The sequence below is a fragment of the Bradyrhizobium sp. 21 genome (genome assembly GCF_023073335.1).
In the GTDB taxonomy this organism is placed as follows: Bacteria; Pseudomonadota; Alphaproteobacteria; order Rhizobiales; family Xanthobacteraceae; genus Bradyrhizobium.
In genome coordinates this window covers 128,979-143,572 of sequence record NZ_JADPJG010000017.1, presented here as the reverse complement: position 1 = coordinate 143,572, position 14,594 = coordinate 128,979, and the positions used below count along the sequence as shown (strand labels likewise).

Annotated in this window: 15 protein-coding genes and 2 pseudogenes; 14 read left to right on the top strand and 3 right to left on the bottom strand. The window is 64.0% G+C overall.

The annotated features are described in order from the left end of the window. The 11 genes and pseudogenes from IVB31_RS19015 to IVB31_RS18965 form a co-directional block, all read left to right on the top strand. Positions 1 to 130, top strand: a pseudogene (locus IVB31_RS19015) (GDP-mannose 4,6-dehydratase); the annotation flags it as partial. Continuing rightward, positions 111 to 1,064 (top strand): GDP-L-fucose synthase, encoded by a 954-nt coding sequence (locus IVB31_RS19010; RefSeq protein WP_346730878.1) that lies wholly within the window; start codon positions 111 to 113, stop codon positions 1,062 to 1,064. The pseudogene IVB31_RS19015 and the gene IVB31_RS19010, both read left to right, overlap by 20 nt. Before the next feature lie 62 nt (positions 1,065 to 1,126). After that, entirely contained in the window at positions 1,127 to 1,579 is a 453-nt protein-coding gene (locus tag IVB31_RS19005) for a DUF2231 domain-containing protein (RefSeq protein ID WP_247325063.1), read from the top strand. Continuing rightward, a complete protein-coding gene (locus tag IVB31_RS19000; protein ID WP_247325062.1) occupies positions 1,576 to 2,910 on the top strand; it encodes a sorbosone dehydrogenase family protein in 1,335 nt (444 codons plus the stop codon). Before IVB31_RS19005 ends, IVB31_RS19000 begins: the two co-directional genes overlap by 4 nt. 25 nt (positions 2,911 to 2,935) lie before the next feature. Then, positions 2,936 to 3,139 carry a hypothetical protein gene (locus IVB31_RS18995; RefSeq protein WP_041748230.1) on the top strand — a complete coding sequence of 68 codons (204 nt, stop codon included), beginning with the start codon at positions 2,936 to 2,938 and terminating at the stop codon, positions 3,137 to 3,139. A gap of 532 nt (positions 3,140 to 3,671) precedes the next feature. After that, a complete protein-coding gene (locus tag IVB31_RS18990) occupies positions 3,672 to 4,499 on the top strand; it encodes a 3-keto-5-aminohexanoate cleavage protein (protein WP_247325060.1) in 828 nt (275 codons plus the stop codon). Positions 4,500 to 4,628: 129 nt separating this feature from the next. Then, a complete protein-coding gene (locus tag IVB31_RS18985) occupies positions 4,629 to 5,834 on the top strand; it encodes an MFS transporter (protein WP_247325058.1) in 1,206 nt (401 codons plus the stop codon). A gap of 189 nt (positions 5,835 to 6,023) precedes the next feature. Beyond that, positions 6,024 to 7,253 (top strand): CaiB/BaiF CoA-transferase family protein, encoded by a 1,230-nt coding sequence (locus IVB31_RS18980; RefSeq protein ID WP_247325055.1) that lies wholly within the window; start codon positions 6,024 to 6,026, stop codon positions 7,251 to 7,253. A gap of 4 nt (positions 7,254 to 7,257) precedes the next feature. Beyond that, positions 7,258 to 8,133, top strand: coding sequence for a 3-keto-5-aminohexanoate cleavage protein (locus tag IVB31_RS18975; RefSeq protein ID WP_247325053.1), 876 nt, complete (start codon positions 7,258 to 7,260; stop codon positions 8,131 to 8,133). A 103-nt stretch (positions 8,134 to 8,236) separates the two neighbouring features. Next, complete coding sequence (locus IVB31_RS18970) at positions 8,237 to 8,452, top strand: hypothetical protein (protein ID WP_247325051.1); 216 nt, start codon at positions 8,237 to 8,239, stop codon at positions 8,450 to 8,452. Between the two features lie 97 nt (positions 8,453 to 8,549). Further along, on the top strand, positions 8,550 to 8,942 hold the full coding sequence (locus IVB31_RS18965; protein WP_247325049.1) for a RidA family protein: 393 nt from the start codon (positions 8,550 to 8,552) through the stop codon (positions 8,940 to 8,942). Positions 8,943 to 8,945: 3 nt separating this feature from the next. Here the strand turns inward: IVB31_RS18965 and IVB31_RS18960 are convergent, their stop codons facing one another. After that, on the bottom strand, positions 8,946 to 9,617 hold the full coding sequence (locus tag IVB31_RS18960) for a TetR/AcrR family transcriptional regulator (RefSeq protein WP_247325048.1): 672 nt from the start codon (positions 9,615 to 9,617) through the stop codon (positions 8,946 to 8,948). A gap of 215 nt (positions 9,618 to 9,832) precedes the next feature. Here IVB31_RS18960 and IVB31_RS18955 point away from each other — a divergent pair, with 215 nt between their 5' ends. Both IVB31_RS18955 and IVB31_RS18950 read left to right on the top strand, forming a co-directional pair. Continuing rightward, positions 9,833 to 11,068, top strand: a complete 1,236-nt coding sequence (locus tag IVB31_RS18955; RefSeq protein WP_247325047.1) for an acyl-CoA dehydrogenase family protein — start codon at positions 9,833 to 9,835, stop codon at positions 11,066 to 11,068. A 132-nt stretch (positions 11,069 to 11,200) separates the two neighbouring features. After that, positions 11,201 to 12,259, top strand: coding sequence for a phosphotransferase family protein (locus tag IVB31_RS18950; RefSeq protein WP_247325045.1), 1,059 nt, complete (start codon positions 11,201 to 11,203; stop codon positions 12,257 to 12,259). A gap of 137 nt (positions 12,260 to 12,396) precedes the next feature. On the opposite strand, the pseudogene IVB31_RS18945 reads toward IVB31_RS18950, so the two are convergent. Together IVB31_RS18945 and argE are read right to left on the bottom strand one after the other, a co-directional pair. After that, positions 12,397 to 12,675, bottom strand: a pseudogene (locus tag IVB31_RS18945) (GIY-YIG nuclease family protein); the annotation flags it as partial. Positions 12,676 to 12,928: 253 nt separating this feature from the next. Further along, on the bottom strand, positions 12,929 to 14,101 hold the full coding sequence (gene argE / locus IVB31_RS18940) for an acetylornithine deacetylase (protein ID WP_247325043.1): 1,173 nt from the start codon (positions 14,099 to 14,101) through the stop codon (positions 12,929 to 12,931). Between the two features lie 154 nt (positions 14,102 to 14,255). On the opposite strand from argE, the gene IVB31_RS18935 reads away from it, so the two are divergent. Next, positions 14,256 to 14,594: hypothetical protein (locus tag IVB31_RS18935; protein WP_247325041.1), on the top strand; the 339-nt coding region annotated here is incomplete at its 3' end.

Sequence of the window (14,594 nt, the reverse complement as noted above, 5' to 3'; positions counted from 1 at the left end):
CGCCAGCAAGGCGCGCGAGGTGCTGGGCTGGACGCCGAAGCGGAGTTTTGCAGAACTCGTCGCGGAGATGATGGCGAGCGATCTGGCGCAGGCAAAGCGGGACGCTGGCAGTGGCAAACACACCGTTTGAGCTGAAAGGCAAGAGCGTCTACGTCGCCGGCCATCGCGGCATGGTCGGATCTGCGATTGCGCGCCGGCTCGCGCAAGAGGACGTCAGGCTCGTCACCGTGGCTAGGGGCGAGGTCGATCTGCGCAATCAGGCCGCGGTGTTCGACTGGTTCGCGAAGACGCGGCCGCAGGTGATCTTCCTCGCCGCAGCCAAGGTCGGCGGCATCGTCGCCAACAACACGCTGCGCGCCGAGTTCATCTACGACAACATTGCGATTGCGGCCAATGTGATTCACGCCGCGCACCAGAACGGCGCCGAAAAGCTGATGTTTCTGGGCTCGTCCTGCATCTATCCGAAGCTGGCACCGCAGCCGCTGCGCGAGGATTCCGTGCTGACCGGTCCGTTGGAGCCGACCAACGAGCCTTACGCGATTGCCAAGATCGCCGGCATCAAGATGGCGGAGGCCTATCGCAGCCAATATGGCAGCGACTTCATCAATGTGATGCCGACCAACCTCTACGGCCCCGGCGACAATTATCACCCCGAGATGAGCCATGTGGTCGCCGCCCTGATCCGTCGCTTCCACGAGGCCAGGGTTGCGGGCGCGAAGCGTGTCATCGTCTGGGGCACCGGCACGCCGCGGCGCGAGTTCCTTTATGTCGACGACATGGCGGATGCCTGCGTGCACCTGATGAAGACCTATTCGAGCGCCGAGCTGGTCAACATCGGCACCGGCGAGGACATCACCATCGCCGAATTCGCCCGGGTCGTTGCCGAAATCGTCGGCTACACCGGTGAGATCAGTTTCGACAGCTCGCGTCCCGACGGCACGCCGCGCAAGCTGCTCGACGTCAGCCGCCTCGCCAGGCTCGGCTGGCGCGCGACGACATCGCTTCACGATGGCTTGAAGCGTGCCTACGCGGCTTACCAAGGCGCGCTGGTGACGGCGCAGTAGGAACCTTCATCGCCAGCACGAGTTGGCCGGTCGGGCAGGGCAAACATCACACGAGGCCAACCGTGCAAGACAACGTGCGCGTGCGCACCACCGCGCAGATCGCGGGCCATCCGATTCATCCGATGCTGGTGCCGATACCGATCGCGTGCTTCATCGGCGCGCTGTTGACCGACATCGCCTACGTCGTCAGTGCCGAGATCATGTGGGCGGATTTCTCGGCCTGGCTTCTGGTCGTCGGCGTCGTCTTCGGCCTGCTGGCGGCGATCGCCGGCCTGACCGATTTCCTCGGCAACCGCCTGGTGCGGGCGCAGCCGCCGGCATGGCCGCACCTGATCGGCAACGCGGTTGCGCTGATCCTGGCCATCGTCAACGTCCTGATCCATACGCGCGATGCCTGGACCTCGGTGTGGCCGACGGGGCTCGTGCTTTCGGCGATCACCGTGCTGATCCTGCCCGTCACCGGCTGGCTTGGCTGGGCGATGGTCTATCGTGACGGCGTGGGAGTTGCGCGATGAAATCCTCAATCGCCCGCGCGCTGTTATGCTCGTCGCTGCTATGCCTCGCCGGCTGCAATGACGGCAGCGGCGATCCCAAGGCGCAAACCGGGGCCAACCCGACGCTGCCGGACATCCAGCAATATCTGCTGCCGCCGATGCACATCGCGCGCATTGTCGGCTGGAAGAAGGACGAGACTCCGGCCGTTGCGCAGGGCTTGCAGGCGAAGGCGTTCGCGACCGGTCTGCAGCATCCACGATCCCTTTACGTGCTGCCCAATGGCGACGTCCTGGTCGTGGAATCCAAGGCGCCGAAGGGCGCCGCGATCAAGCGGCCCAAGGAAATCGTGATGGGCTACATCGAGTCCTGGGCGACATCGGGTGGCGATACCGGCGACAGCAACCGCATCACGCTGCTGCGCGACAGCAATGGCGACGGCGTGCCGGACACGCAAAGCGTCTTCCTGGACCATCTCAACTCGCCGTTCGGCGTCGCGCTGGTCGGCAACGATCTCTATGTCGCCAACACCGATGCGGTTGTCAGATATCCCTACACCGAAGGGGATACGAAAATCACCGCCCCTGGCACGGTGCTGACGCCACTGCCGGGCGGGCCGATCGACCATCACTGGACCAAGAGCCTGGCCGCGAGCCCCGACGGTTCAAAGTTGTATGCCGGTGTGGGCTCCAACAGCAACATCACCGAGAACGGCATGGAGGCCGAGCACAATCGCGCCGCGATCCTCGAGATCGACCGTGCCAGCGGCCGCTGGCGCATTTTTGCGAGCGGCCTGCGCAATCCCAACGGCCTCAGCTTCGAGCCACAGACCGGCGCGCTGTGGACGGTCGTGAACGAGCGTGACGAGCTCGGTCCCGATCTCGTCCCCGACTATATGACATCGGTGAAGGATGGCGGCTTCTATGGCTGGCCCTACAGCTATTACGGCCAGCACGTCGATCCCCGCGTCAAGCCGGAGCGGCCGGACCTCGTGGCCAAGGCGATCGTGCCTGACTACGCCTTGAGCTCGCATGTGGCCCCGCTGGGGCTCGCCTTCAACACCAGCACCGGTCTGCCGGCCGCCTATCGCGGCGGCGCCTTCGTCGGCGAGCACGGCAGTTGGAACAGGCAGGTCTTGAACGGCTACAAGGTGGTGTTCGTGCCGTTCGCGGACGGCAAGCCGAGCGGTCCGCCGCAGGACGTCGTCACCGGTTTCCTGAACAACGACAACCAGGCACGCGGGCGCCCTGTCGGCGTCGCCATCGACAAGACCGGCGCACTGCTGGTTGCCGACGACAGCGGCAACACGGTGTGGCGGGTGACCGCCGCGCGCCCGCAGGTCACGCAGCGATAGATCAGATAACGGGAGGAGTTGGACAATGGGCCTTGCTCAATACGCGATCGTGCCGGTGCAGGACGAGTGGGGCGTGCTGCACGACGGCAACGTCAACGGCAAATACGCCACCAAGGAATCGGCGTTCGAATCGGCGGTGGCCGCAGCCTCCTTGGCGCTCCGGCAGGGCCATGAAGTCCATGTCAGCGTGCCCGGCCGCGAAGCCGGCGAGAACGCGCTCGGCAGCTAGGGCGCGGACTCACGAGCGCGTGGCATATCGGGTGATGCCGCTTGATCCTGTTGAAGAACCACTCAAACAGATTGCGTGCCCGTAGCGATTAAGGGCAGTCCCGAAGTTTGGGGCGGACCGCCGTGATTGCCAGCAATTGGCTCGGAACGGACCTCGTCAAGAAACGCGCCCGTTGCAGGCGATCCGTACAACGCGTACCGTCGTCCGACGCCGATGCAAGGAACCCAATGACTGATCGAGAAAAGATTTTAATCGCTCTCCGCGAAAAGCCTCTGAAGACTTTCGAAATCATGAAGCGCGTGAACATAAAGAATCAGGACGACTGCCAATCGCTCCTGTTGAAGATGCGTGACGACGGGGCCGTGAAGTTCGACATTCACAAAGGACATTGGCGCGCTGCGTGACACTGGGCAGGACAAGACACCACGCGCCGTTCGGTCGGCGCGGGTTCTATGCAAGCTTCGCCCTCCAAGGCGTGAATTCTCGCGGCAGCAATCTTCTTGCCGCGGCCTATATATGAAGAGGTTGTAGGATGAAGCCCGTTGTCATTGCTGTCGCTATCACCGGCTCCGTTCCGCGCAAGAAGGACAATCCGGCGGTCCCCATCCTGCCGGCCGAACAGATCGAGTCGACGCACGAGGCCTTCGAGGCCGGTGCCACGCTTGCTCATATCCATGTTCGAAACGATGACGAAACACCGTCCTCCGACCCGGAGCGCTTTGCCCTGGTGCAGCAGGGGATCAGGAAGCATTGTCCTGACATGATCGTTCAGTTCTCGACCGGCGGGCGGGGCCGCGATCCTTCGGCACGCGGATCATCGCTGTACCTGAAGCCCGACATGGCCTCGCTGTCGACGGGGTCGGTGAACTTTCCGACGATTGTCTACGAGAACAGCGCCGCCCTGGTCGAGACTCTCGCCACCAGCATGAAGGTGAATGGCATCCGGCCGGAAATCGAGATCTTCGATTTGTCGCATCTGCATGGCGCCCGCCGCCTGATCGAGGCGGGGCTGATCGACCCGCGTCCGCACGTGCAGTTCGTCATGGGCGTCAAGAACGCGATGCCTGCGGACGAGCATGTCCTCGACATCCTGTTGGGAGAGCTCAGGCGACTGATCCCGAAAGCGACGTGGACCGCCGCCGGCATCGGACGGCACCAAAGCGAGGTCATGGGTTGGGCGCTCGCGCGGGGCGCCGATGCGGTTCGTACCGGGCTCGAGGACAATGTCAGGATCGACAAGACACGCCTGGCCGGCAGCAACGCGGAGCTCGTGACCATCGCCGGCGAGGCCGTCGCGCGCCACGACCGTCGCGTCGCGACTGCAGCAGAGGCGCGATCCCTGCTCGGGATCGCGCGGTAGGGACGACACACGTCTCCGACATGCTTCCGCCCGCCTCCTGCCATTCGGTGGCGGGCGTACCGCTGCGCCAAGACTCCCGCTATGACTTGTTCTGCGCGGGCATGCAGCTGGGGCAGGCGACGGGGCGGAATGCGGTTTCTGAAATCTGACAGCAGGCTCATCGGCGTCCTGCTGGTGCTCGCGATCACCCAACTTGTTGGGTGGGGTACAATAGGGCTTCCCGCCATCGTTGGGCGCGATCTCGCGGCCGATCTGGGCATGAGCCTGCCGGCGGTGTTCGCCGGCACGTCCGTTCTCTATGTCTCGATGGGGCTGTGCGCGCCCTGGCTCGCCAAATCGTTTGCGCGGCACGGCGCACGAAAGGTCATGATAGCAGGCACGATCCTCACCGTGCCGGGCTTCCTGCTGCTGTCGCTGGCGCGCGAGCCGATGCTCTATTTCGCCGCCTGGGCCGTCCTCGGCATCGCCGGCAGCGCCACGCTTTCGACCGGCGCCTATATCATGTTGAACGAGGTCGCCGGGCGGCAGGCCAAGAACGCCATCGGCGCGCTCATGCTGGTGACGGGCCTGTCGAGCAGCATTTTCTGGCCGACCACGTCGGCCCTCAGCGGTCTGCTCGGCTGGCGGGGGACGTGCCTCGTCTACGCGGCGATGCTGCTCGTCATCAGCCTTCCGCTCTATGCGTTCCTGGCGCCGCGCCGCAACGTCGCGAAGGATGATGGCGGCGAGCCGGTCAAGTCTTCGCCGCCGCCTGCGATTCCCAGGACCACCTTCGGCCTCGTCGTCGCCGCGATCACGCTCAATGCCTTCGTCAATTTCGGCATCGGCGCCATCATGATCGAGCTGCTGCGGGCGGAGGGGCTGGCGCCGGGTCAGGCGCTCGCGTTCGGCTCGATGCTGGGCGTGATCCAGGTCAGCGCGCGCGGGCTCGATTTTCTTGGCGGCGGGCGGTGGGACGGAATCACGACCGGCCTCGTCGCCGGCACGGCGCTTCCGGTCGCCATGCTGCTGCTGATGACGAGCGAGGGCGCGACCTGGGCGGTCGCGGTCTTCATCCTGCTCTATGGCGCCGGCAGTGGCGCGATGGCGGTGGCGCGGGCGACGATCCCGCTGGTGTTCTACGACCAGGCCGAGTTCGCCAAGGCGATGTCGATGATCGCGCTACCGCTTAATCTCGCATCCGCCCTCTCTCCGCCGCTCCTTGTCGGCCTGCTCACCCAGTTCGGCAGCCGCGGCGCGCTCGGTCTCACCTTCGTCTGCTCCTGCGCGACGGTGCTGATCCTGGTCCTGCTCGGCCGCCGCCGTCCGCAGGTGGCCGCGGTCGTCGCGACCTGAACTCGCGAGACGGAAATTCGCCGTCGTGGCCGGGCGGGGATGGCCGTATGCCCAGGGCGCAGTGCTCAGGGTCCCAAAATGGTGTATCCGCAGGGAGCGCGGTCAGTGCTGAAGCTCAAGGCTGGAGCCGCCGCGCCAAGATCCAGTTCAAGATCCAGTTCAAGATCCAGTTCCCCGGAGGAAATCGACATGTCGGCCCTGCCGCTCTCAGGCATCAAGATCCTTGACCTCACCCGCGTGCTTGCCGGACCCTTGTCGGCCCAGATGCTGGGCGATCTCGGCGCGGAGGTGATCAAGATCGAGCGGCCGGGCACCGGCGACGACGCGCGCGCCTTCGGCCCGCCCTATCTGACCGATCCCGAGGGCAAGGCCAACAACAACAATTCCTTCTACCTCTGCGCCAACCGCAACAAGAAGTCGGTCACGGTCAACATCGCCAAGCCCGAAGGGCAGGCGATCATCCGTGAGCTCGCCAAGGACGTCGACGTCTTCATGGAGAACTACAAGGTCGGCGATCTCAAGCGCTACGGCCTCGATTACGAGACCATCAAGGCGATCAATCCCGGCATCATCTATTGTTCGGTGACCGGCTTCGGCCAGACCGGCCCCTACGCGCCGCGCGCCGGCTATGATGCCATCCTGCAGGCGATGGGCGGCCTGATGAGCGTCACCGGCCATATCGACGGCGAGCCCGGCGAGGGCCCGATGAAGGTCGGTCCCTCCATCGTCGACTACATGACCGGCATGAACACCTCGATCGGGATTTTGTCGGCGCTCTACCATCGCGACGTCAATCACGGGCAGGGACAGCACATCGACGTCTGCCTGTTCGACACCGTCATCGCCTCGCTGTCGCACTGGCTCCAGATCTACCTCGTCAACGGAAAGACACCGCCGCGCCGCGGCACCTGGGGCAATGGCGGCATGCCGGCCGGCGTGTTCCGCTGCACCGATGGCGAGCTGATGCTGGTGGTCGGCAATGACGGCCAGTTCCGAAAGACCTGCGCCGTGCTCGGCGCGCCCGAGCTTGCGAGCGATCCGCGCTTCATCAAGAACAACGACCGCGTCGTGCACGGCAAGGAGATCATGGCGATCTTCGCCGGACTGTTCCTGAAGCAGCCGGTGGCCTATTGGCTGGACAAGCTGGAGGAGGCCGGCGTGCCCTCGGGTCCGATCAACAATTTCGAGCAGGTGTTTTCCGATCCGCACGTCCAGTCGCGCGGCATGCGGGTGAAGGTCGAGCATCCCTTCGAGCCTGATCTGTCGCTGATCCGCAACGCGCTGACGCTCTCGGAAACCCCGATCGAGACCTACCGCGCTCCGCCGCTGCTGGGCGAGCACACCCACGAGGTGCTCGGCGGCAAGCTCGGCTATGATGCCGGGAAGATCGAGACGCTGAAGCAGCAGGGGATCATCTGATTTCATGGCCGGAAAGACCATCATCACCTGCGCGATCACGGGCAACCTGACAAAGCCCGAGCAGTCGCCCTATCTCCCGATCACGCCCGAGCAGATCGCGACATCGGCGCTGGAAGCGGCCGAGGCCGGCGCCGCCATCGCCCACATCCATGTCCGCGATCCCGCGACGGGGCGGCCCTCGATGGTGATCGATCTCTACCGCGACGTCGTCGACCGCATCCGCGCCCGCAACAACAGCCTCGTCATCAACCTCACGACCGGTCCGGGCGGACGCTTTGTTCCTTCGCTCGACGACCCCCGCGTTGCCGGCCCCGGCACCACGCTGCTTCCTCCCGAAAAACGCGTCGAGCATATCGAGCTGCTCAAGCCCGACATCTGCACGCTCGACCTCAACACCATGAATTCCGGCGGCGAGGTCGTGATCAACACCCCGCGCAACGTCCGCATCATGGCCGAGCGGATGAAGGCGGCGGGCGTGCTGCCGGAGATCGAGCTGTTCGATTCCGGCGACTGCCATCTGGCCCGCGATCTGTTCGCCGACGGCACGCTGAAGGGGCCGGGCCTGTTCTCGCTGGTGCTCGGCGTCAAATACGGCTTCTCCGCCACGCCGGAGACGATGTTCTATGCCCGCAGCCTGTTGCCGCCGGGCGCGATCTGGTCCGGCTTCGGCATCGGCCGCGCCGAATTCCCGATGGTGGCGCAGGCCTGGCTGCTCGGCGGCCATGTCCGCGTCGGCATGGAGGACAATCTCTATATGTCCAAGGGTGTGCTGGCGAAGACCAATGCCGAGCTCGTCGCGCACGCCGCGGGCATCCTGAAGAGTCTGGGTGCAAGTGTTGCGACCGCAAATGACGCGCGCGCGATGCTCGGGCTTGCCTGAGGCTTGCGCGCAATCCCCAGATAATCCCGGTCCGTACTCACACAGGCTTCCGCTCCGCGCGCGACTCAGATTCGATCCTTCCACTCAGTCCGGGAGGGAACGAATGTCCTATACGATCGGGTTTCAAGCCAAGAACCAGACGGCCATCCTCGCGACCGAGGCGGCAACGGCCAACCAGGCGGTCGCCATCATTGCCGCGCTGCGGCAAAGCGCCGACGAAATCAAGTTCATCCGCTCGCCGCAGGAAGGCGAGATGGGCATCGAGATGCTGCTGCTGCTCGCCAAGGAAGAGGCCGAGGAGATGCCGCAGCACGCCTAACCCGCCGTTCGTCCACACTTCGATCAGAAGCGAAGCATGCCGGCTGCAGAATAATGTAGTCGGGCAGCAGTCTCGCTCGAACCGAAGGTGGCGGCCCATGACACGCGAAGCCCTCCGCGTCGAACCGATCTCGACGTTCCTCGACCGCTGGAAAGCGCCGACCTCGCCGGTCACGCGCGCCGGCAACATGATCTTCGTTGCCGGGCTGCCGCCATTCGACCCGGAGACGGGCGAGATCGCTGAGGTGCCGATCGAGCGGCAGAGCGAGCTCGTCATGGAGCAGATGAAGCTGTGCCTTCAGACGGCCGGCGCGAGCCTCGATAACGTCATGAAGTGCAACGTCTACTGCACCTCGACGAAACATTTCGCCGCGTTCAACGCGGTCTATGCCCGCTATTTCCCGACCGATCCGCCAGCGCGGATCTTCGTCTGCACGCCGGAATGGTTCGGCCCCTTCGACGTCGAGATCGACTGCATCGCGATGATGTGAAGTTCAGCGCGCGTCGCGCGCCAGCGCGCGTGCCGGCGGCCTGACCTCGACCTTTCCCGCCGTCAGCGCCATCGTGGCCACGCTGACCACGCGCGCGACGACGTCCTCGACGTCGTCGAGGTCGCATTTGCCTTCCGACAGCTTCGTCAGCCGCTCGCTCTCGCGGATGGTGTGGTGCGCCATGGCGAGTGCGAAATTCAGGCCCCAATAGATATCGACGTCGCTGCGGTCGGGCAGGGCACGGCGCATGGCGCCGGCGAATTTCCGCAGATGGTCGATCTCGCGGTTCTTGATACGGCGGATCGGCGGCACGGATTCGATCGAGGCGCGGATCATGAAGCGCGCCGCGGTGGAGCGCTGGTTCTCGGGGCCGAGGCAGCCGCGCAGCGTCGGGCCGACCAGGGCATGCAGGATCATTTCGATCGGCGCCCGGCCGCCGCCTTGCTCTTCCGCCGCCTTCAATTCGCGCAGGCGCTCGCGGTTGGTGGCGATCGAGCGTGTCACGAACAGCTCCGCGATCAACTCGTCTTTTGAGCCGAAATGATAGTTCACCGCCGCGAGGTTGACATTGGCCTCCGCGACGATGTCGCGCAGCGTCACGTCGCCGAACCCGCGATCGGCATAGAGCCGTTCGGCGGCGGCGAGAATGGCAGTCCTGGTATGATCGCTGGCCATTGGGACCCCTCGGGGAGGGAGTTGCATTTCAAACACTTGTATGAAACTATCGTTTGAAGGCCGGGAAAGTCAATCCACAATCGGGACTCGCATCGCAAACGCGCGAACCGGGTCCGGAGCGTCCGCAAGCCGCGCATTGGTGCTTGCGGGTGGCGCGGTGCGGGAGGACAGTCCGGCGCAAAACAAGTTCGCAAAGAGAGAACGAGGAGCGTCCCATGGATTTCGATCTGTCGCCGAAGCAGAAGGAATGGCTCGACCGCGTGCAGTCCTTCATGGCCAAGCATGTGCGCCCGGCGGTGCCGGTCTATGATGAGCAGGATCGCAGCGGCGAACGCTGGAAGGTGATCCCGGTACTCGAGGATCTCAAGAAGAAGGCGAAGGCCGAAGGCCTCTGGAACATGTTCATGCCGCCGAACGAGCATGAGGACGACGAATTCCGTGGCGCGGGACTGACCAATCTCGAATACGCGCTGCTGTCGGAGCAGATGGGCCACATCTCCTGGGCTTCGGAAGTCTTCAACTGTTCCGCGCCCGACACCGGCAACATGGAAGTATTCATGCGCTACGGCTCCAAGGAGCAAAAGCGCAAATGGCTGCGTCCGCTGATGGACGGCGAAATCCGTTCCGCCTTCCTCATGACGGAACCGGCGGTCGCCTCGTCCGACGCCACCAACATCGAGACCAGCATCGTGCGCGACGGCGACCACTACGTCATCAACGGCCGCAAATGGTGGTCGTCCGGCGTCGGCGATCCCCGCTGCAAGATCGCGATCCTGATGGGCAAGACCGATTTCAAGGCGGCCAAGCACCAGCAGCAGTCGCAGATCCTGGTTCCGCTCGACACATCCGGCATCAAGGTCGAGAAGATGCTGCCGGTGTTCGGCTTCGACGACGCGCCGCATGGCCACGCCCAGGTGCTGCTCGAGAACGTGCGGGTGCCGAAGGAGAACATCCTGCTCGGCGAAGGTCGCGGCTTCGAGATCGCGCAGGGCCGCCTCGGTCCCGGCCGCATCCATCACTGCATGCGCACCATCGGCAAGGCCGAGGAGGCGCTGGAGAAAATGGTGAAGCGGCTCACCTCGCGCACCGCCTTCGGCAAGCGGATCGTCGAGCATTCCGTGTGGGAGCAGCGCATCGGCGAGGCCCGCACCAATATCGAGATGACGCGGCTGTTGTGCCTCAAGGCCGCCGACATGATGGACAAGGTCGGCAACAAGACCGCGCAGGCCGAGATCGCCATGATCAAGGTCGCAGCGCCCAACATGGCGCTGAAGATCATCGACGAGGCGATCCAGGCTTATGGCGGTGGAGGTGTCTCGGACGAAGCCGGCCTTGCCAAGGACTATGCCCACATCCGCACGCTCCGTCTCGCCGACGGCCCGGACGAGGTGCACAATCGCGCCATTGCCAGGCTCGAGGTTCGGAAGTATGCAAACTCTTCCAGTCATTAAGCGGGAGAGCATGCTGGCGCTCCCGATTTGAAGAAACGACAGGGCATGATCCGTGATCGGATGACCGCTTGACGCAAGTGCGCTGGGGGCTACCGATTAGGATCATGTTCGGACTGAAGAGGGAGCGTCATCGTGGCTGACGGCGTCAGGAAAGACGAGGAATTCTCGGGCACCAAGCCGGTCGAGGAGCGTCATCGTATCGACGAGATGCGGCTCGAAGCCTGGCTGCGCGACAACGTCGACGGCTATGAGGGGCCGCTGGTCGTGCTCCAGTTCAAGGGCGGCCAGTCCAACCCGACCTACCGGCTCGACACGCCCGGCCGCTCCTATGTGATGCGCCGAAAACCGTTCGGCAAATTGTTGCCGTCGGCGCACGCGGTCGACCGCGAGTATCGCGTCATTGCAGCCCTCGGCAAGCAGGGTTTTCCGGTCGCGAAGGCCTATGCGCTGTGCCAGGACGACAGCATCATTGGTTCGGCTTTCTACATCATGTCGATGGAAGACGGCCGGGTGTTCTGGGATCCGGCGCTGCCGAGCCAGACGCCGGAGGACCGCCGAAAAATCTTCACCAGCAAGATCGAGACGCTGGCAAAACTCCATATGTTCGATCCCGTCGCGATCGGTCTTGGCGACTTCGGCAAGCCGGGCAATTATTTCGCGCGCCAGATCGACCGCTGGACCAAGCAGTACCGCGCGTCCGAGACCCAGACCATTCCGGAGTTCGAGAAGGTCGCCGAATGGCTGCCGAAGACCGTGCCGGAGCAGGCGCGCGTCTCCATTGTCCACGGCGACTATCGCCTCGACAACATGATTTTCCATGCGACGGAACCGCGCGTGCAGGCCGTGCTCGATTGGGAATTGTCGACGCTCGGCGATCCCATGGCCGACTTCACCTATCTGCTGATGCAGTGGGTGATGCCGGGCCTGCAAGGCGTCGATCTCGAGGCGCTGAATATCCCCAGCGTCGAAGAGGCCGCGCAGATCTATTGCAACGTCACCAAGATGAGCGTGCCGGACCTGAACTGGTACTTCTCCTACAACCTGTTCCGCCTCGCCGGCATCACGCAGGGCATAGCCGGCCGCATCCGCGACGGCACCGCCGCCAACGCCAAGGCGCTGGAGTCAGCCAAGCGCACCGTGCCGCTGTCGAAGGCGTCATGGGAGTATGCGCAGAAGGCGGGCGCGGTTTAGGGAATGCGAAGCGCGGCCGGTGTGGCCGCGCTTTTGTTTGCTTCTGTCGCATTCTGCACGCCTCTCGTGTCCCGGACGCGGTGCAGCACGGAGTGCTGCTCCGCAGAGCCGGGACCCAGCCACGTCGCCAAGGTATTCAGCTCGTCCGTCAGATCGCGCCAATCCGGATTGAGCCCTTCGATCAACTTGAGCTTCCACGCGCGTCGCCAACGCTTCAACGAATGTTCGCGCGACCGAGCTTCCAGTACGGACTCGAAGGTTTCGAAGTAGACAAGCAAGGTCACGCCGTATTTCTGCGTGAAGCCGGGTACGAGTTTGGCCTTATGCTCGGTCATTCGCCGAGCAAGGTCATTGGTAACTCCGACATAAAGAGTTCCGTTTCGTTTGCTCGCAAGGATGTAAACGAAAAAGGGCATGTACACGCAATCGGTGGTTATGTACTTAACGACTTAAGATTGCATGTTCGAACGATATCGCCAAGTGCTCTGGGTCCCGGCTCTGCGGAGCGTCACTACGTGCCGCACCGCGTCCGGGACACGAGACCGTATTTCCCGGCGTCTATATTTCCATCGTTGCGGGATGGATTAGTGGCGGTGCTCGGGTCCCGGACGCGCTGCAACGCGTAAGCGTTGCTGCGCAGGGCCGGGACCCAGTAGTTGCGAACTCTGCTCATCCCTTCGCGCAATGCGCGATCAGCTTCTCCACGAAGCCTGCACATTTCTCCAGCTCCGCCATCTCCACGAACTCGTCCGGCGTGTGTGCCTGGGCGATCGAGCCGGGGCCGATCACCACCGAGGGGATATCGGCCATGCTGGCGAACAGGCTCGCCTCCGTGCCGAACGCGACCTTGGCGTGGTCGTTGCGCCCCGCAAGGCTCTTGGCCAGCGTGACGATGGTCGCATCGGCCGCCGTGTCGAGCGCGGGGTAGTCGAGGATTTCCTCGAAATCGATGCCGCACTCCGGATGTCTGGCCTTCATCGCCGGCTCGATCTCCGCCTTGGCCCAGGCGACGATCGCATCCGTGACTTCCCGCGACTCCGTGATGCCGATGCCGCGGCACTCGAAATCCACGGTGCAGGTATCGGGCACGATGTTGAGCGCGGCGCCGCCGTGCACGATGCTGGTCAGCAGCGTCGAGTGCGGAACGTCGTAGAGGCTGTCTGTTGCTCGCACGGCTGCGAGCGCCACGGCGCGACGGCGGATTTCAACAATCAGCTCGGCGGCATATTCGATCGCATTGACCCCGTCGGGCGCGATCGAGGAGTGGCGAGCCAGCCCCCGAAACGTCGCGCGCACGCCGTGCTTGCCCTTGTGGCCGATAATGACCTTCATCTCGGTCGGCTCGCCGATGAAGGCGCCGAGCGGTTTCACGCGCTTCTTCGTGACCTCGCGCAGCATCGGCCGCACGCCGACGCAGCCGATCTCCTCGTCATAGGAGATCGCCAGATGGATCGGCGTCGTGAGCTTCGCCTCCACCATCTCCGGAACCATGGCGAGGCACACCGCGACAAAGCCCTTCATGTCGGTGGTGCCGCGGCCGTAGAGCTTGCCGTCGCGCTCGATCAGCTTGAACGGATCGTGGCTCCAGTCCTGGCCGACGACGGGGACGACGTCGGTATGGCCTGACAACACCAGGCCGGGGCGGTCCTCGGGTCCAATGGTGACCCACAGCGAGGCTTTCTGTCCGGTCTCGTCGACGATGCGCTCGCCCCGCACGCCGAGCGAGGCGAGATAATTTTCGATATGGGCGATCAGGGGGAGGTTGGTGCGGTCGCTGACGGTGTCGAAGCCGACGAGGTCGGCGAGCAGCTTGCGGATACGGTCGGGTCTTGAGGAGGGCATTGTCACGTTCTTGTCAGGGGATTGCAGAGGCTGAAGCAGCCTGCACGAAGCATACCAATGGGGTGGCCGGTAGGGCAAATCAACACAGACCCGTAGCCCGGATGGAGCGAAAGCGTAATCCGGGACCTTTTGCCCACGTGGATGGAATCCCGGATTGCGCTGCGCTCCATCGGGCTACGAGACCTTGTGTTGCCCGACGGGCAAAACACACAAACGCTCGGTCAACGCCCGTCGCCAAAAATATTCCACTTTACCGAATTTCGGAAACGGCGTATGTGTCGCCGCAACCCGGCCCAAGGAAGAGGGGCGTATCGCGATCGTCACGAACGCGGGCCGGGCGGCGGTGGACGTGGGTCACATCGGCGCGAAGGGTTTCGCAGGGCGGGCAACCGTGAGCGAAGGCGTCGCGCGGACGACCGGTGTAATTCGCGTACGGCAAAATCGTGTCGTCCTGGCGCCCGGGGTCTGTGCGCCAAGTCTTGTGGTGATGGGG